General features: G+C 48.2%; 16 protein-coding genes. 11 read left to right on the top strand and 5 right to left on the bottom strand.

Annotation, left to right across the window (positions count from 1 at the left end):
• Nucleotide 1 precedes the first annotated feature (1 nt).
• Entirely contained in the window at nt 2–175 is a 174-nt protein-coding gene (locus N7386_RS14775) for a hypothetical protein (RefSeq protein WP_086902369.1), read from the bottom strand.
• A 123-nt stretch (nt 176–298) separates the two neighbouring features.
• Here N7386_RS14775 and N7386_RS14770 point away from each other — a divergent pair, with 123 nt between their 5' ends.
• The 4 genes from N7386_RS14770 (at nt 299) to N7386_RS14755 (ending at nt 5342) form a co-directional block, all read left to right on the top strand.
• Nucleotides 299–763, top strand: a complete 465-nt coding sequence (locus N7386_RS14770; RefSeq protein ID WP_249555889.1) for a flavodoxin — start codon at nt 299–301, stop codon at nt 761–763.
• Entirely contained in the window at nt 715–2196 is a 1482-nt protein-coding gene (locus N7386_RS14765; RefSeq protein ID WP_279769372.1) for a PTS transporter subunit EIIC, read from the top strand. Before N7386_RS14770 ends, N7386_RS14765 begins: the two co-directional genes overlap by 49 nt.
• A gap of 216 nt (nt 2197–2412) precedes the next feature.
• Complete coding sequence (purU, locus tag N7386_RS14760; protein ID WP_023267379.1) at nt 2413–3228, top strand: formyltetrahydrofolate deformylase; 816 nt, start codon at nt 2413–2415, stop codon at nt 3226–3228.
• Nucleotides 3229–3413: 185 nt separating this feature from the next.
• Nucleotides 3414–5342, top strand: coding sequence for an HD domain-containing phosphohydrolase (locus tag N7386_RS14755; protein WP_279769370.1), 1929 nt, complete (start codon nt 3414–3416; stop codon nt 5340–5342).
• A 74-nt stretch (nt 5343–5416) separates the two neighbouring features.
• Here N7386_RS14755 and N7386_RS14750 read toward each other — a convergent pair whose 3' ends face one another.
• The 4 genes from N7386_RS14750 to map form a co-directional block, all read right to left on the bottom strand.
• Nucleotides 5417–5770: a DUF3718 domain-containing protein gene (locus N7386_RS14750; protein WP_279769368.1), complete on the bottom strand. Its 354-nt coding sequence runs from the start codon at nt 5768–5770 to the stop codon at nt 5417–5419.
• A gap of 222 nt (nt 5771–5992) precedes the next feature.
• The gene (dapD, locus tag N7386_RS14745; RefSeq protein ID WP_279769366.1) at nt 5993–6817 is read right to left on the bottom strand and encodes a 2,3,4,5-tetrahydropyridine-2,6-dicarboxylate N-succinyltransferase; all 825 of its coding nucleotides are present in this window, start codon (nt 6815–6817) and stop codon (nt 5993–5995) included.
• An 18-nt stretch (nt 6818–6835) separates the two neighbouring features.
• On the bottom strand, nt 6836–9421 hold the full coding sequence (gene glnD / locus N7386_RS14740) for a bifunctional uridylyltransferase/uridylyl-removing protein GlnD (RefSeq protein ID WP_279769364.1): 2586 nt from the start codon (nt 9419–9421) through the stop codon (nt 6836–6838).
• 68 nt (nt 9422–9489) lie between these two features.
• Entirely contained in the window at nt 9490–10287 is a 798-nt protein-coding gene (gene map, locus N7386_RS14735; protein WP_041408815.1) for a type I methionyl aminopeptidase, read from the bottom strand.
• A gap of 308 nt (nt 10288–10595) precedes the next feature.
• On the opposite strand from map, the gene rpsB reads away from it, so the two are divergent.
• The 7 genes from rpsB (at nt 10596) to ispC (ending at nt 16660) form a co-directional block, all read left to right on the top strand.
• Nucleotides 10596–11324 (top strand): 30S ribosomal protein S2, encoded by a 729-nt coding sequence (rpsB, locus tag N7386_RS14730; RefSeq protein WP_011071784.1) that lies wholly within the window; start codon nt 10596–10598, stop codon nt 11322–11324.
• Between the two features lie 116 nt (nt 11325–11440).
• A complete protein-coding gene (tsf, locus tag N7386_RS14725) occupies nt 11441–12292 on the top strand; it encodes a translation elongation factor Ts (RefSeq protein WP_011623392.1) in 852 nt (283 codons plus the stop codon).
• 69 nt (nt 12293–12361) lie between these two features.
• Nucleotides 12362–13090, top strand: a complete 729-nt coding sequence (pyrH, locus tag N7386_RS14720) for a UMP kinase (RefSeq protein WP_011717690.1) — start codon at nt 12362–12364, stop codon at nt 13088–13090.
• Between the two features lie 29 nt (nt 13091–13119).
• Complete coding sequence (frr, locus tag N7386_RS14715) at nt 13120–13677, top strand: ribosome recycling factor (protein ID WP_011717689.1); 558 nt, start codon at nt 13120–13122, stop codon at nt 13675–13677.
• Nucleotides 13678–13759: 82 nt separating this feature from the next.
• On the top strand, nt 13760–14587 hold the full coding sequence (uppS, locus tag N7386_RS14710; RefSeq protein ID WP_279769361.1) for a polyprenyl diphosphate synthase: 828 nt from the start codon (nt 13760–13762) through the stop codon (nt 14585–14587).
• Nucleotides 14588–14607: 20 nt separating this feature from the next.
• Nucleotides 14608–15465 (top strand): phosphatidate cytidylyltransferase, encoded by an 858-nt coding sequence (locus tag N7386_RS14705; RefSeq protein WP_220053488.1) that lies wholly within the window; start codon nt 14608–14610, stop codon nt 15463–15465.
• A 4-nt stretch (nt 15466–15469) separates the two neighbouring features.
• A complete protein-coding gene (gene ispC, locus N7386_RS14700) occupies nt 15470–16660 on the top strand; it encodes a 1-deoxy-D-xylulose-5-phosphate reductoisomerase (protein ID WP_279769358.1) in 1191 nt (396 codons plus the stop codon).
• The last annotated feature ends 24 nt before the right edge of the window (nt 16661–16684 follow it).

The following is a 16684-nucleotide window of genomic DNA, read 5'->3' as shown; positions in this document are numbered from 1 at the left end:
CTTAACTACTGGTTGGTTTGAGACTGGATATCAAGCTGGCTAAGTTGGCGTATTCCGCCGGAACGGTTAGCGGGAATTGCAGATTTTGCTGGGCGGCGTGAAAGTAATGTTTGCGTCTAATTTGGGTGGTTTTATGTTGGTGCTTGAGGTGTTTTTGCCTATTGCTCTGTCGCATCAGTTCGCTTCCTCATGCTCAATAACTTGATTTATAAAATTTTTACCTTGTTGCTTGCCCTAAAGCCTCACAATAAAGTAACTTCAGCTAAGTTGCGTTTACGCATGTGGCACGGAGTATATCATGAAAAAAGTTAATCTGGTGTTTGGCACTGTGTATGGTAGCGCACAATTTACCGCCGAAACCTTAGAAAAAGCGCTGACAGAACTAGGTTATGACACCAAATTGTGGCAACCGAATGAAATTAGTCAATTTACGCCGCCACAGGATGAGTTGTTAGTGGTAGTGACCTCGACCACAGGGCAAGGGGATTTACCCGACGATATTCAGCCTTGGTACTATCATCTTAAGGAGACAGCGCCTTATCTGCCTGAGCTGAAATACAGTGTGATAGCACTCGGCGATTCGAGTTACGATACCTTTTGTGGTGCGGGTAAATCGGTAGATGAATTGCTCAGCGAGCTAGGCGCCAAACCCGTTGTGGCGCGTCTTGAAATTGATGCCTGTGAAACCATGGAACCCGAGGTCGAAGCGATAAAATGGCTGGAAAGCTGGAATCAAATCGTCAAATCCGAACGCGCCGCTTAGGTCATTTCGTTACTCAGCAGTGGTTTAAATTTGCCCAGCGCTTAAGTCAGGCACTGTTAATTCCGATTGCGATTTTACCCGCAGCGGGTGTGATGCTGGGCTTAACTGTGAGCCCAATCCCTTTTATGCCCGAGGTGCTAACCGTATTAATGCTGGCGGTTGGCAAACTGATTTTCGCCATCATGCCCATTTTGTTCGCGGTGGCGGTGGCGATAGGGTTTTGCCGCGATCAAGGCATCGCCGCTTTTACTGCCGTATTTGGTTATGGGGTGATGACTGCCACCTTAGCCGCCTTAGCGGATCTTTACCAACTGCCGACCCAATTGCTACTCGGCATGGAAACCTTAGACACTGGCATTGCTGGCGGCATGTTAATAGGTGGCGTGACTTGCTTTGCCGTGCGCTGGAGTCAATATATTCGCCTGCCCGCGATTTTCTCCTTTTTTGAGGGGCGACGTAGCGCCTCTTTATTGATCATTCCGTTGGCGATGGGTTTAGGTTATATCCTTGCCCATGTGTGGCCGCCGTTATCTCTGCTCATCGAGCGTGTGTCCGACTGGGCGGTTTACCAAAAACCGGCCATCGCCTTTGGTGTTTATGGCGCGCTCGAACGTTTACTCATTCCCCTCGGTTTGCATCATATCTGGAATGCGCCTTTCTATTTAGAAGTTGGCCAATACCAGTTACAGAATTCGGAAGTGGTTCGGGGGGAAGTGGCGCGCTATTTAGCTGGCGATCCGCAGGCGGGGAATTTAGCGGGCGGTTATTTGATTAAAATGTGGGGACTGCCCGCAGCTGCACTGGCTATTTGGCGCTGCGCCGATCCCTCAGAGCGTAATCGGGTCGCGGGTATTATGCTTTCCGCGGCGGCAGCCAGTTGGCTGACCGGAGTCACAGAGCCTATCGAGTTCGCCTTTATGTTTGTGGCGCCATTTTTGTTTCTTATCCATGTGCTGCTGTCGGGGCTGGCATATTTTGTCTGCATCATGCTCGATATTCACCACAGTATTGTGTTTTCCCATGGGCTGGTGGATTTCACGCTGCTGTTTTCGCTGTCGCGCAATACGGGCTGGTTCATATTCTTAGGCCCGCTGACGGCGGTGATTTATTACCTGCTGTTTAGGGGCAGTATTCTGGCATTTAATTTAAAGACGCCAGGACGACTCGAACCCGATGAACCCCATGGCGCCAAAGAGAGTTTAAGGGCCATCATTGCGGCATTGGGTGGTCGTGAGAATATTGTCGAGCTTAATGCTTGTCTCACCCGTTTACGTTTAAGTGTGCACAGCCCTGAGCTCGTCAATAAAGTGCGACTCAGCCAGCTCGGTGCTAAGGGCGTGATTGTGATGGGCAAAGGCGTACAAGTGGTGTATGGCACCAAGGCTGAAACTCTACGCAAAGTCTTGCAGCGCTATTTAGATACTCGGCGCTGATATTGAATCTTATTGAAATTAATCGCTGCTTTATTGTGTTTAATAAAGTTAACTCACAATAAATTCACTTTTTATCACAAAAAATAAGCTTTTCATGCTGTGTGAGTGGATTGGCTATGGCACACTCGAATGAGGGACCATAGAGGAGATCAGATTTTGCAGTCACAGCATGAACAAGTATCGAACGCGCAACCCGCCTTAGCACGTAAAATCTTGATGACGGATTGCGCCGATGCCCAAGGGCTTATCGCCAAAATCACCAGTGTTTGCTTCAATCATCAGCTTAACATCATTAAAAACAGTGAGTTTGTGGATAATGCTCAGGGGCGATTTTTTATGCGTACTGAGCTCGAAGGGCACTTTAATAGCGAGCAATTACTGCAGGACCTGCGGGAGGTCTTACCCGCCCAAAATCATATGACCTTGGTCAGCGCGGGCAAGAAGCGCATCGTAGTATTAGTCACCAAAGAGGCCCATTGTTTGGGCGATTTGTTGATGAAGGCCTACTATGGCGGCTTGAATGTTGAGATAGCAGCCGTGGTGGGTAACCATGATGTGTTAAGGGAATTGGTTGAAAAATTTGATATTCCTTTTCACCTCGTGAGTCACGAAGGGCTCGACAGAATTCAGCATGAGCAGGCGTTATTGGCCGCCGTGTCGCAATATGCGCCCGATTATCTGGTGCTCGCCAAATATATGCGGGTACTGACGCCGGATTTTGTCGCCGAATATCCAAACCGTATCATCAATATCCATCATTCTTTCTTACCAGCCTTTATCGGTGCCGCACCTTACCGCCAAGCCTGGGAGCGAGGAGTGAAAATCATCGGCGCGACGGCGCATTTTGTGAATAATTGCCTCGATGAAGGGCCGATCATTAAACAGGATGTGATCCCCGTCGATCACAGTTACAGCGCACTCGAAATGGCCAAAGCGGGGCGCGATGTCGAAAAAAGTGTCCTCAGTAAAGCGTTACAGCTAGTGTTAAATGAGCAAGTAGTGGTTTACGGCAATAAAACCATAGTGTTTTAACGTCAGTTTAAAGTAACAGGCAAGTAGGCTTTAACTGCTTGTCTGTTAAGACTTTAGGATTAAGCCAAGGCACTGCGCTTGCTATCAGTATGTTTAATTGCAATATTTAAAGCATGATCATCTAGTCACATGACACTTTGAATTGTATGCCATTCAAAGTGTATTACTCATGGAAGGGGTGTTTGATGTCTATGAGCCGTAGTCTCATTATTGGAATTAAAGACCTGCCTGAGGATTTACCTCTTTCTTGGGCACGGCTTGACCGGCAGTTTCGAGTGCAGTGCATGAGCCGGGCATTTTACGAAAGGTGCCAACGTTCGGCTGCGCAAATCATCAATCAACCCATCTGCCAGTTATTCGATGAATTTAATGCCAAACTTTGCGGCGATATTCTTCAACGTACCGATAACTACATCGGGCTGGTGCTGAGGGATAATCAGGGCAGGCGAGTGCATTTTGCCCTATATGCCATTCCTGAGCAGGGGTGGCAGCTTATCCTTGCCGATATTAACTATGAAGAATTGCCGATTAAGGGCCTGCATTCCGATTATCGCCGGGCTATCCAAGCGAGTGATGCCTGGTTACAACATATTGACGATGTGATCCAATCGCCGCAGGAAGAGGTGTTCAAAGTGGCGGTCGCCAAGGCGATTGCGTTGATGGACAGTCAGTATGGTTTTATCCTGCTGCATAATGATAAATCTAAGTCCCTCACCTTAGCGGCCCGCTCTCACTATCCTGCGCCTAAGGTTAACCAAGCCGAGTTTGTGGAGGAAAACACCCAAGCCTCTGAGCTTGAAAGTCAGCTCTGGCAAGAATGCGTTAAAGACTACAAACCCATTATTCAGAATAAGTTAGAGAGCAATCGCTCCGATAATCTACTGTTTGACCGCTTACTGCTGGGCGAGCGCTATCTTGCTGTGCCTATGATTTTCCATAATCGCTTAGTGGGTATAGTGTGTGTGGTGGGGCGTGATGAGCCCTATAGCCGTAACGATGCTCGTTCCTTACTGACCTTTGCCAGTATTTTGTGGCACTCGATTGAGCTTCCACGAAGTTTAAGGGCGGTGTCTCGCCAGTCCAAAATCATCAAGGCGCAAAAAGAGCAGTTATCCCAATCATTAACTCAGCTTATCAGCGCGATTTCTGAGGCGTTAGAACTTAAGGATGCCTATACCGCAGGGCACCAAAAATCGGTGGCACAATTAAGCTACCTGATTGGTGAGAAACTCGGACTTGAGCCGCAGCGTTTAGAGGGGCTAAAAATCGGCGCGCTGGTGCACGATATTGGTAAGCTGGCGATACCGTCGCAGATTTTGACTAAGCCTTCAAAACTATCCAAAGAAGAGTACGCATTAATCCAAACCCATCCGTTGCATGGGGCAGAGATTGTTGAGGATGTTGAGTTCCCATGGCCGATTAAACAGATGATTTTGCAGCATCATGAGCGACTCGATGGCTCGGGTTATCCCTTAGGCTTGAAGGATAAAGCAATTCTTTATGAGGCTAAGATCATTGCCGTTGCGGATGTGGCTGACTCCATTTTATCTCACCGTCCTTATCGTCCCTCCTTGGGACTCGCTAAAATGACCGAGGTCTTAAAGGCGGGAAGAGGCACTTTATTCGACTCTGAAATCGTCGATACTTGCCTCGAGATTTTAATCAATCGTGAACTGAGTATTAGTGACCATATCGGTTCAGCGGTATTGGATCCTGTGGTGTCTGTGACCCTAGACCACGAACTTGCCGATATTAAACGCTTATTAACCTCAGCCCATGCCAAAGTGGCCGTGGTGCTCGATGAGCATCATAAGATTATCGGTGTTATCACTCAGCGTTTACTCGATTATTGGCTTAGCCCTCTGATTGGTACGGCGGCGGAGCGGGAACACGACAGGGCATTCCTGCGTAAAAAAGCCCATCAAATTATGGAGCACTCGGTGCCTTTGATTAGCGATGTCGCCACTTCAGAAGATGCATTGCAGCTGCTGAATCAAATGGATACTGAGTTTTTGGTCGTGGTGAATAAAGCGCAGCATGCGATAGGGATTATTGGCTGGCGAACCATTGCTATGGCCAACAAGGAGCGCCAAGAGGTTGAGCGTTTAATTTAACATGCTTAAGCCTAAGTATTTATGGCAATAAAAAGGCGTCAATTAGACGCCCTAATATTGGCAATCGTATTGAGTTAAAAATTAACGGCATAAACCTCATCCACTGGATTTTGTGCAATATCTTTAATCGTCACGGTACCTTGTACATAACGGCTTATGCGTTTGGCGGTTTTGTCGGCGCCTTGGCTGAGGGCGAACTGATGGAAGCTTTCGCCGTTACAGACTAAGCGGGGGAATATTCGGCTTTGGTTGATGCGATATTCCTGCATAGTGTTGCTAAACGAGATCAGGTTATTACTGGCTCCAGCCTTACAAACCGCCACTAAGGTATTTTCTAACTGAGGGTCCATGGCGGCAAAAGCGTTTGAGCCCATTCCTAAGGTGCAGAGCAGGGCGGCTCCGCCCAATTTTACTAATGTTGATTTCATCTTTAGCTCCTTGTCGGGTGAGTAGACACTTTGAGTAAAGTCTGTTTTTGCGGGCCTTGCAGAGGGATTTGGCCACAGAAGTGTATCTAAATGTGGGGTTGGGAACAGAGTGTTTCTCTGTGTAACTTGATGTGTCTTTCAGCCCCATAGGGCGTGTGTTTTCCATAAAAAATGCCAAGCATTAGCTTGGCATTTTAGGATTGCGTGTAGCGCGAGTTTCGCTTAATCGACGATACGTAACAGTTCGTTGATACCCACTTTCCCGCGGGTTTTCGCATCCACTTTTTTCACAATGATGGCAGCGTATAGACTGTATTTACCACAAGCCGATGGCAGGGTACCCGATACCACGACAGAGCCTGCTGGTACACGGCCGTAGTGGATTTCGCCCGTTTCACGGTCATAAATACGGGTGCTTTGGCCGATATAAACGCCCATGGAAATCACTGAGCCTTCTTCAACCACAACGCCTTCAACGATTTCTGAGCGTGCGCCGATAAAGCAGTTGTCTTCGATAATGGTAGGGCCCGCTTGCAGCGGCTCGAGTACGCCACCGATACCCACGCCGCCAGATAAGTGCACGTTTTTACCGATTTGCGCACATGAGCCAACGGTTGCCCAAGTGTCAACCATAGTGCCTTCGTCAACGTAGGCACCAAGGTTCACGTAAGAGGGCATCAATACTGTGTTTTTACCGATGAATGAACCTTTACGTACGGTTGCCGATGGCACCACACGGATGGCTTCGGCTTTAAAGCGGGCTTCGTCATACTCGGCGAACTTTAACGGTACTTTATCGAAATATTTGGTTTCGGCACCATCGATAACCGCGTTATCGAAAATACGAAATGACAGTAATACCGCCTTCTTCAACCATTGATGTACATGCCATTGGCCATCGATTTTCTCGGCGACGCGTAGTTCACCTTTATCGAGCATATTGATGACATTTTGCACATCGTTACGCACGCTTGCGTCAACAGTGCTTGGTGTGATGTCGGCACGCGCTTCAAATGCGGCCTCAATACGTTGGCGTAAAGCCTCCATTTACTTCTCCCGTTTTGGTTAATTGGTTGACTCTGTGTTGATGGCGCTGAGTGCGCTAATCAAGGCTTCCTTGAGCGTATTCTCTTGGGTTTCATTGAGTTGCAAGCCATCATTGGTTTGCAAAATAAAAAAGTCTTCGGCTCGCTCGCCAATGGTGGTGATCTTGGCGGCTAGCAAGGTCGTGTTGCAGCGATAAAAAATATCGCCCACTTTAGCTAATAATCCCGGCGTATCCAAGGCGATGAGTTCCATCATACTTGTACCATGACGGTTACTCTCAAGGAAACTCACCTGAGTGGGAACATTAAAAGGTTTCATCTTGCGTGACAGTTTTCTAAAACGCGGCAGCTTAGGATTATCGCTCGCAAGCGCCTTTTCTAGGGCCTTACGGATACTCTGAATGCGTGAGAGCTGGCTCACAGGGGCGCCGTCTTGCTCGAGGATAACGAAGGTGTCGAGGGCATAATTATCCTTCGATGTCATAATGTTAGCGTCGTGGACGTTGATGTTTTTATTATCGAGCACCGCCATCACAGTCGCGAACAGCTTAGGCCTGTCCTGACAGTAGACAAAGAGTTCGGTGCCGCCGCGTGTCGTATGTTTAGACACCAGCACGAGCGGCTCGTCCAACTGTTTATGCTTAAGGATGGCTTCGGCATGCCAGGCCACTTGATTCGGCTGGTGGCGCAAAAAATAGTCGGCCTTAAAGCGTTGCCAGAGAGTATCTAACTCTTTTTCTTTTACGCCACGGCGCAGCAACTCTTTCTTGGCCTTGGCTTGATATTCCCGTACCCGCGCGCGGATATCGACGGGTTTTTCTTTCCCCCGCGCCAGTACCCTTTGGGTGGAAAAATATAAGTCGCGCAGCAGTGAGCCTTTCCAGTTGTTCCAGGTCTTCTCGTTCGTGGCGCAGATATCGGCGACGGTTAGGCAATATAAATAACTTAAATGCACCGCATCGCGCACCTTGCTAGCAAAGTCGGCCACCACATCGGGATCGGAAATATCGCGGCGCTGGGCAGTTACCGACATCACTAAGTGATTTTCGACCAGCCAAGCGACTAAGCGGCCATCGTGGTCGTTCAAGCCATGGAGCTTACAGAAGGCGAGGGCATCGCTCGAGCCAAGTTTGCTATGATCGCCGCCGCGTCCTTTTGCGATATCATGGAAAATGGCGCCAAGTACCAACAAACCTTTTTTCGGTAACTGATTGATAAGCACTGAGCCTAAAGGAAACTCTTCCTTCTGCTCCGGCTGAGAGAAGCGCTCGATATTGAGCAGCAATCTGTGGGTGTGTTCATCTACCGTGTAGGCGTGGAACAGGTCAAACTGCATTTGGCCTTCGATATTGCGCCAAGCGGGCAAATAGGCCGACAGCACCCCGTGTTTATGCATCAACGATAGGGCCGCAATGCCACGTGGATGCTTTAAGATTTCCATAAAGGCTTGGCGGCACTGCGGATTTTCCTGCAAGGGTTGCTGCTGTGCCCGGCGTGCGCGCCTTAGTGATCTCAGTGTCGGCGCATAAATGCCTTTAATATTGGAGTTTTTAGCGACATGGACAAAGAGGCGTACAATTTCTTCGCCGCTATCGAATAAATCGTCTCTTAGGGCCTCGATAAAGGCACCGCGACGTTGATAGTTATTGTCAATCGCTTGAATTTCTAAGGCCTTGGTTTGGCCAAGAGTCGCCCGCTTAAACAGTTGCAGCAGCATTTCGTTCAGCTCCATCACCCGGCGCACCGTGCGATAGTAGCGTTTCATCATCTGCTCAACGGCGAGTTGAGTGGCGTCTTCATAACCCATCAGCTCGGCCACTTGGCGCTGGACATCGAACAGCAGGCGATTTTCATCGCGACCGACCGCCATATGCAGGGCAAAGCGCAGCTTCCACAGAAAATGCTGACACTCGAGCAGCTCTTCTAACTCGGCGGGTTCTAAAAATTCGTATTGAACCAGTTCTTCTAGGCGTGAGGCGCCAAAGTGGCGCATGGCAACCCAGGCGATAGTTTGAATGTCCCGCAGGCCGCCGGGGCAACTCTTAATATTTGGCTCAAGATCGAAGGCGCTTGCCTTGGCATGGCGGGCCGTTTGTTCATCACGTTTGGCGATAAAGAACTGGCTCGACGTCCAAAAATCACTCTGGCGGATGGCGTCATAGAGTTGATCAAACAGGGATTCTGGGCCTGAGAGTAACCGTGCCTCGAGCAGGTTAGTGGCGATAGTAATGTCTTCTCGACCTAGATTTAGAGTGTCGCTGAGAGTGCGAACACTGTGACCAATCTCAAGGCTGGCGTCCCATAAAAAGGCGATAAATTCGCTCAGTGCTGTTTCAGCCGCCTGCGATAACTCGCCTTCGAACAGGAATAATAAATCGACATCCGAGTGCGGATGTAACTCGCCGCGACCGTAGCCGCCAACGGCAATCAGGGCGATAGGATATTGGTCCAGACCGTGCTGTTGCCAGGCCTGCTTGACGAGGGAATCGACGAACTGACAGCGCTGCGTCACTAGCTCTTCAATCGGGGTTTTGGCCTTGAATCTTGCTAAAAGCGTTTGATTCTGTTCGATTAATGATTGTTTAGCTAGCAGAGCTGTATTCATCGAGTCCCTTGTTTGGATGAGTTAGGTGTTCAGTAATCCTCTGAGTCCTAACGTACTAAGTATGTCGCTTAGTGATTAATGATACGCGGGAAGTCTTCCTCATCACGTAGAGTCAGGACTTCTACACCGGTTTCGGTCACTAATAATGTATGTTCCCATTGGGCAGAGTTTTTACCATCGGAGGTGGTGACAGTCCACTTATCGTCACGGTCTAACACTGTGGTGTGGCGACCGGCGTTGATCATTGGCTCAATGGTAAAACACATGCCAGGGCGTAAAATGGTGTTATCGCCATTACGGTAGTGCATGACTTGCGGCTCTTCATGGAAACCGGCACCAATACCGTGACCACAATAATCTTGCACGATGGAATATTTCTCAAGACCTGTTTTGCTGGCTTTGATGAATTTTTCGATAGTATTACCGATTTCACCCAGTTTTAACCCCGGGCGAACCTTACGAATGGCGAGGTATAAACTCTCTTGCGCGATACGGCACAGGCGCTTGTCCTTAGGGCTGACTTCACCGATTAAGAACATTTTAGAGGTATCACCGTGGTAACCGTCTTTGATGACTGTGATATCGATATTGAGAATATCGCCATCCTTGAGAACGCGGTCACTCGGAATACCATGGCAAATAACGTTGTTTAACGAAGTACAAATCGACTTAGGAAAACCATGGTAATTGAGCGGGGCAGAAATCGCGCCTTGCTCTTCGGTATATTTGGCGCAGATATCGTTTAGTTCATTAGTGCTCACGCCAGCCTTAACATAAGGGGCGATCATTTCTAATACTTGTGCGGCCAGCTTACCCGCTGCGCGCATTTTCTCGATTTCTTCTGCTGTCTTAATGACTATACTCATTGCGTTTTCTCTTGTGTCTTCGATGTCTATTGGCGGCATCTACCCGATGCAAAAATTTGTGCTTTAGGGCTATTTATGGTATAAAGCGCGCCGTTATGTTTAAGTCTTGCAGGATGTATAAGGTCAGCTTTTGCTTATCTTAACCCAAGGCAAGACTAAAGATGGCGGCCATTATACATGGCAATTTATCTAAATACTAAATCACACACGTGTCGACACATTCTTCGGGGTGCCCTCAGCTGTTAACTGCGGGGTCGAAGACATGGGATACGTGGAGGTCTAACCCCCTAAATTTTAAGGTAATAGAAATGACTACAGTTTCAATGCGCGATATGCTCCAGGCCGGTGTCCACTTCGGTCACCAAACCCGTTACTGGAACCCAAAAATGAAGCCATTCATTTTCGGTGCTCGCAACGGCGTTCACATCATCAACCTAGAGCATACTGTGCCAATGTTCAATGAAGCACTGGCTTTCATCAGCAACGTTGCTTCAAAGAAAGGTAAAGTATTATTCGTTGGTACTAAACGTGCTGCTGGCGAAGCGATCAAAGAAGCTGCTATTTCTTGCGATCAGTACTACGTTGATCACCGTTGGTTAGGCGGTATGCTGACTAACTGGAAAACCGTTCGTCAGTCAATCAAGCGTCTGAAAGAACTGGAAAGCCAATCAGTAGACGGTACTTTCGACAAGCTGACCAAGAAAGAAGCGCTGATGCGTACTCGTGAGCTTGAAAAGCTGGAAAAATCTTTAGGCGGTATTAAGAACATGGGCGGCCTGCCAGACGTATTATTCGTTATCGGCGCTGACCACGAGCATATCGCTATTAAAGAAGCTAACAACCTGGGTATCCCTGTTGTTGCAGTTGTTGATACTAACTCTGCTCCAGACGGTGTTAACTACATCGTTCCTGGTAACGACGACGCAATGCGCGCTATTCGCCTGTACACTACTTCTGTTGCTGCAGCTGCTAACGCTGGCCGTGGTCAAGATTTAGCTGTTCAAGCTGAGCAAGACGGTTTCGTAGAAGCCGAATAATAAGGCGGGATGAGTTTCATCACCCTTATTAACCAAGATTTTGATTGGTTAACAGGGGCCATTCGGCCCCTGTTTTATATCTGCAAATTAGTCGAATTTTTAGAGAGGATTTAACAATGGCAATTTCTGCTGCCCAAGTTAAAGAACTGCGCGAGCGTACTGGCGCAGGCATGATGGATTGTAAAAAAGCGTTAGAAGAAACCAACGGCGACATGGAGTTAGCAATTGACAACATGCGTAAGTCTGGTGCTGCTAAAGCTGCTAAGAAAGCAGGTAACATCGCTGCTGACGGTACTATCCTGATCAAAAACGGTGAAGGTTTCGCAGTACTGTTAGAAGTAAACTGCCAAACTGACTTCGTTGCTAAAGATGCGAACTTCTTAGGTTTTGCTAACGCTGTTTTAGACGTTGCTGCAGCGTCTAAAGTGTCTTTAGAAGACTTAAAAGCCCAATTCGAAGAAGCCCGTGTTGCTCTGGTTGCTAAAATCGGTGAAAACATCAACGTTCGTCGCGTTGAGTACATCGACGGCACTCAATTAGCTTCATACCGTCACGGTGAGCGTATTGGTGTTGTAGTAACTGGTGAAGCGGATGAGGAAACTCTGAAGCACTTAGCAATGCACGTTGCAGCTTCTAAGCCAGAATACGTTAACCCAGAAGACGTTCCAGCAGACGTAGTTGCTCGTGAACAAGCTCTGCAAATCGAAATCTCTATGAATGAAGGCAAGCCTGCTGAAATCGCAGAGAAAATGGTTGTTGGTCGTATGAAGAAGTTCACCGGTGAGATCTCTCTGACTGGTCAAGCTTACATCATGGAACCAAAGAAAACTGTTGGCGAATTCTTGAAAGAGAAAGGCGCTAAAGTCACTAACTTCATTCGTTTAGAAGTGGGTGAAGGTATTGAGAAGAAAGAAGAAGATTTCGCAGCTGAAGTTGCTGCTCAAATCGCTGCTTCTAAAAAGGCTTAATCGCCAACGCTAAATACCCCCAAGACCGCAGCAATGGCTGCGGTCTTGTTATGACCAGGACAAAAAAATATGAGCACCAATCCAAAACCTGCATTTAGACGCATTCTTCTAAAATTAAGTGGCGAGGCACTGATGGGCGACGAAGGCTTCGGCATCGACCCTAAAGTGTTAGATCGCATGGCTCAAGAAGTGAAAGAGCTGGTAGAGTTAGGCATTCAGGTGGGTGTGGTCATTGGTGGTGGTAATCTATTTCGCGGTGAAGGCCTAGCAAAAGCGGGCATGAACCGTGTGGTGGGCGATCACATGGGTATGCTGGCAACGGTTATGAACGGCTTGGCCATGCGTGATGCCCTGCACCGTGCCTATGTTAATGCTCGTCTGATGTCGGCAATCCCGTTAAAAGGGGTATGCGACGACTACAATTGGGCTGAGGCTATCAGCTTATTAAAATCAGGCCGTGTAGTGATTTTTGCTGCGGGTACTGGTAACCCATTCTGCACTACCGATTCTGCTGCTTGCTTACGCGGCATTGAAATCGAAGCAGAAGTCGTGCTAAAAGGCACTAAAGTTGACGGCGTTTATTCTGACGACCCGATGAAAAATCCAGAAGCAGTGAAGTACGATGAATTATCGTACACTGAAGTACTGGACAAAGAATTAAAAGTAATGGACTTAGCAGCCTTTACGATGGCGCGTGATCATGACATGCCAATCCTAGTATTCAACATGAACAAACCTGGTGCACTGCGCCGCGTGGTCATGGGTGAAGAAGAAGGCACATTGATCAAAGCGAAATAAGTTTTTAATGACCAAGAAGGACATTTAACGTGATTGCAGATATTAAAAAAGATGCTCAAGAGCGCATGGGTAAATGCGTAGAAGCGACTAAGAACCAAATGGCGAAAGTACGTACTGGTCGTGCACACCCAAGCTTACTGGATTCTATCCAAGTGTCTTACTACGGCACTATGACCCCGCTGAACCAAGTGGCGAACGTGGGTATTGAAGATGCGCGTACCCTGTCTGTGACTGTATTCGACCGTAGTGCAATCCAAGCGGTTGAGAAAGCGATTATGAGCTCAGATCTTGGCTTAAACCCAATGTCAGCGGGCGCAACCTTACGTATTCCATTACCCGCACTGACTGAAGAACGTCGTAAAGACTTCATCAAAGTGGTTCGTGCAGAAGCTGAAGGCGGCCGTGTGGCGATTCGTAACGTACGTCGTGACGCGATTTCTGAAGTGAAGAAACTCGAAAAAGCCAAAGAATGTACTGAAGATGATGTTCGCCGCTTTGAAGACGAAGTGCAAAAGTTCACCGATGCTCACATTAAGAAGGTCGATGAGATTTTAGCGGCCAAAGAAATTGAGTTGATGGAAGTCTAATCTCAGGCGCTATAAGCTAGAGTTGCTACGCCGTGTAGGGGTATACTACACGGCGTTTGTCTATTTTAAAGGGTTGTAATAGATGTCATCCACAGTGGAATTTGATCCGCAATCTAGGTCAACTGAGCAGGATGCTTGTGCTCAGACAAGCTTACCGGAGGTATTACCCGAACTCGTTAAACAGTCATTACCTAAACATGTTGCGATTATTATGGATGGTAATGGGCGTTGGGCCCAAACCCAGGGCAAACCACGAGTGATGGGGCATAAAGCCGGCGTAAAGGCGGTGAGACGTGCGGTGAGTGCGGCCAGTCAGTTAGGGATACAATCGCTGACGCTATTTGCGTTTTCCAGCGAGAATTGGCGTAGACCCGATAAAGAAGTCAGCTTGCTGATGGAATTGTTTTTTACCGTGTTACAACGGGAAATTAAGTTACTCGATAAGAACCAAGTCAGATTGAATATCATCGGCGATATCAGCCGTTTTTCTGCGCGTTTACAAAAACAAATTCGTGCCGCAGAAGAAAAAACCGCAGGCAACAGTGGATTGATATTGAATGTAGCGGCTAATTACGGTGGCCGTTGGGACATACTGCAAGCTGCGCAAAAGTTAGCTGAAAAGGTGGAAAATGGCGAAATGACCAGCAGTCAGTTCACCGAAGAAGCCTTGAGTGAACATTTGTGCATGCAAAATCAGAGTGAAGTTGATTTAATGATCCGTACGGGTGGGGATTACCGGATCAGCAATTTTGTGCTCTGGCAGGCTGCCTATGCTGAATTGGTGTTTATGGACACCCTTTGGCCTGATTTCGATGAACAGGCTTTTCATGAAGCGATTGCTACTTTTACCAGTCGCCAGCGCCGTTTTGGTTTGACCGGAAGTCAAATTGATGAGATGCGCGCATTGTAAAACGTCATGAGGGATTTTTTTTGCTAAAACAACGTATAATAACAGCAATTTGGTTAATTCCATTAGTTTTGGGAGCAATCTTTTTACTCCCCGTAGAGTACTTTGCTTGGGCCTTAGTGGCCGTGTTTCTGATCGCCGCTAAGGAGTGGGGCAGGATCATCGATAGTCAATGTGATGTCACTCAATGGAGTTTTACTTGCACCGTCGGTATTTTACTTATCGCGTTGAATTTAATTGTTCCTGCCGACACGATTTGGCTTAGGGGACAAATTCATCCTATCTATCTTGCCGTGATGGCCATCGGTGCACTGTGGTGGATAGTGTCGCTGCTGTTAGTGGTGACTTACCCTAAGAGCGCCAAACTCTGGCAAAAGAACCCGATGCTAAAGTCCATGTTCGGGCAACTCACTTTAGTACCTTGTTTCGTGGCGCTGATTGCACTCAAATCCATTAGTTCGCAAATATCGCCTTACTATGGCGCGTCGTTGGTATTACTGGTGATGCTGATTGTCTGGGCGGCTGATTCGGGCGCGTATTTTGTCGGTAAGGCTGTCGGCAAGACCAAGCTGATGCCTGCGGTGAGCCCAGCCAAAACCTTAGAAGGGTTACTGGGCGGCCTGATGACGACACTGATTGTTGTCGCGGGCGTGATGTATATTTCGCCTGAGCAGGAATTAGGTTTAGTGGTCGCGGTCACTATTTTCGTGGCGCTGATTTCGGCGCTTGGCGATTTATCCGAGAGTATGTTTAAGCGTGCTGCCTGCATCAAAGACTCTGGCACGATTCTGCCTGGGCATGGTGGCGTGCTCGATCGCATCGACAGCCTTACTGCGGCCTTGCCGGTGTTTACCTTAATCTACATTGCATTTTGGATGTAACGCTATGCAAAAAATGGTGATTTTGGGTGCGACCGGGTCGATTGGTGCCAGCACTTTAAGTGTGATTTCGGCTAATCCCGATGCCTACCGTGTTTACGCTTTAGTGGCGAATGCGAGTGTCGATAAGATGCTCGCCCTGTGTTTGACCCATCGCCCCCAAGTCGCCCATATGGTCGATAGTCAGGCCGCATTAGCGCTACAAGCCAAGCTTCCCCCTGAGCTTAATATCCAAGTGAGCAGCGGTGAGGATGAACTCATCGCCTTAGTCACAGCCACCGAAGTGGATACTGTGATGGCCGCTATCGTCGGCGCGGCGGGGTTAGTACCCACCTTAGCCGCTGTTAAGGCGGGTAAGCGTGTATTGCTTGCCAATAAAGAAGCCTTGGTGATGTCAGGTGAACTCTTTATTGAGGCCACGAAAGCCTCCGGCGCGACTCTATTGCCGGTTGATAGTGAGCACAATGCGATTTTCCAATGCTTACCCGAAGAAGTGCAGGCCAATTTGGGCCGCTGTGATTTAGGCGCATCGGGAATTTCCCATATTTTACTGACCGGCTCGGGCGGCCCCTTCTTGACCGCGGAGCTTGCCAGCCTTGCATCGATGACGCCAGCACAGGCCTGTAAACATCCAAACTGGTCGATGGGGCCGAAAATTTCAGTCGACTCCGCCACTATGATGAATAAGGGCTTGGAGTTTATTGAAGCGCGCTGGTTGTTTAATACCCAGAAAGACCAATTAAAGGTGGTTATCCATCCGCAGAGCGTTATCCATTCGATGGTGCAATACCGCGATGGCAGTGTGATCGCGCAAATGGGTAACCCGGATATGCGTACACCGATTGCACATTGTATGTCCTATCCACAAAGAATTAGCTCTGGCGTTGAACCTTTGGATTTTTTCAAAGTCGGACAGTTAAGCTTTTGTGAGCCGGACTTTAATCGCTTCCCTTGTTTGGCGTTAGCGATCGCCGCTTGTGCCCAAGGCCAAGAAGCGACTACGGTACTCAATGCCGCCAATGAAATCGCCGTTGAGGCATTTTTACAGGGACAGATTGGTTTTACCCATATCGCTAAGGTGAATGAAGCTTGTTTATCATCAGTGCCTAAACGGACGATGACCAGCATCGATGATATTATCGCCCTCGATGCGCAAACGCGGATATATGCCCGCGAACAGTTAGCGAAATTGGCTTAATCCTCATTTGATGAGGAATAAGCG

The organism is Shewanella sp. GD04112 (assembly GCF_029835735.1).
GTDB lineage: Bacteria > Pseudomonadota > Gammaproteobacteria > Enterobacterales > Shewanellaceae > Shewanella.
This window is presented reverse-complemented; position numbering and strand designations above follow the sequence as displayed.

Excerpts from the sequence above, each read along its gene's own strand:
- N7386_RS14775 (WP_086902369.1), bottom strand. The coding sequence starts at position 175 with ATGCGACAGAGCAATAGGCAAAAACACCTCAAGCACCAACATAAAACC.
- N7386_RS14770 (WP_249555889.1), top strand. The coding sequence starts at position 299 with ATGAAAAAAGTTAATCTGGTGTTTGGCACTGTGTATGGTAGCGCACAA.
- N7386_RS14765 (WP_279769372.1), top strand. The coding sequence starts at position 715 with ATGGCTGGAAAGCTGGAATCAAATCGTCAAATCCGAACGCGCCGCTTA.
- purU (WP_023267379.1), top strand. The coding sequence starts at position 2,413 with ATGACGGATTGCGCCGATGCCCAAGGGCTTATCGCCAAAATCACCAGT.
- N7386_RS14755 (WP_279769370.1), top strand. The coding sequence starts at position 3,414 with ATGTCTATGAGCCGTAGTCTCATTATTGGAATTAAAGACCTGCCTGAG.
- N7386_RS14750 (WP_279769368.1), bottom strand. The coding sequence starts at position 5,770 with ATGAAATCAACATTAGTAAAATTGGGCGGAGCCGCCCTGCTCTGCACC.
- dapD (WP_279769366.1), bottom strand. The coding sequence starts at position 6,817 with ATGGAGGCTTTACGCCAACGTATTGAGGCCGCATTTGAAGCGCGTGCC.
- glnD (WP_279769364.1), bottom strand. The coding sequence starts at position 9,421 with ATGAATACAGCTCTGCTAGCTAAACAATCATTAATCGAACAGAATCAA.
- map (WP_041408815.1), bottom strand. The coding sequence starts at position 10,287 with ATGAGTATAGTCATTAAGACAGCAGAAGAAATCGAGAAAATGCGCGCA.
- rpsB (WP_011071784.1), top strand. The coding sequence starts at position 10,596 with ATGACTACAGTTTCAATGCGCGATATGCTCCAGGCCGGTGTCCACTTC.
- tsf (WP_011623392.1), top strand. The coding sequence starts at position 11,441 with ATGGCAATTTCTGCTGCCCAAGTTAAAGAACTGCGCGAGCGTACTGGC.
- pyrH (WP_011717690.1), top strand. The coding sequence starts at position 12,362 with ATGAGCACCAATCCAAAACCTGCATTTAGACGCATTCTTCTAAAATTA.
- uppS (WP_279769361.1), top strand. The coding sequence starts at position 13,760 with ATGTCATCCACAGTGGAATTTGATCCGCAATCTAGGTCAACTGAGCAG.
- ispC (WP_279769358.1), top strand. The coding sequence starts at position 15,470 with ATGCAAAAAATGGTGATTTTGGGTGCGACCGGGTCGATTGGTGCCAGC.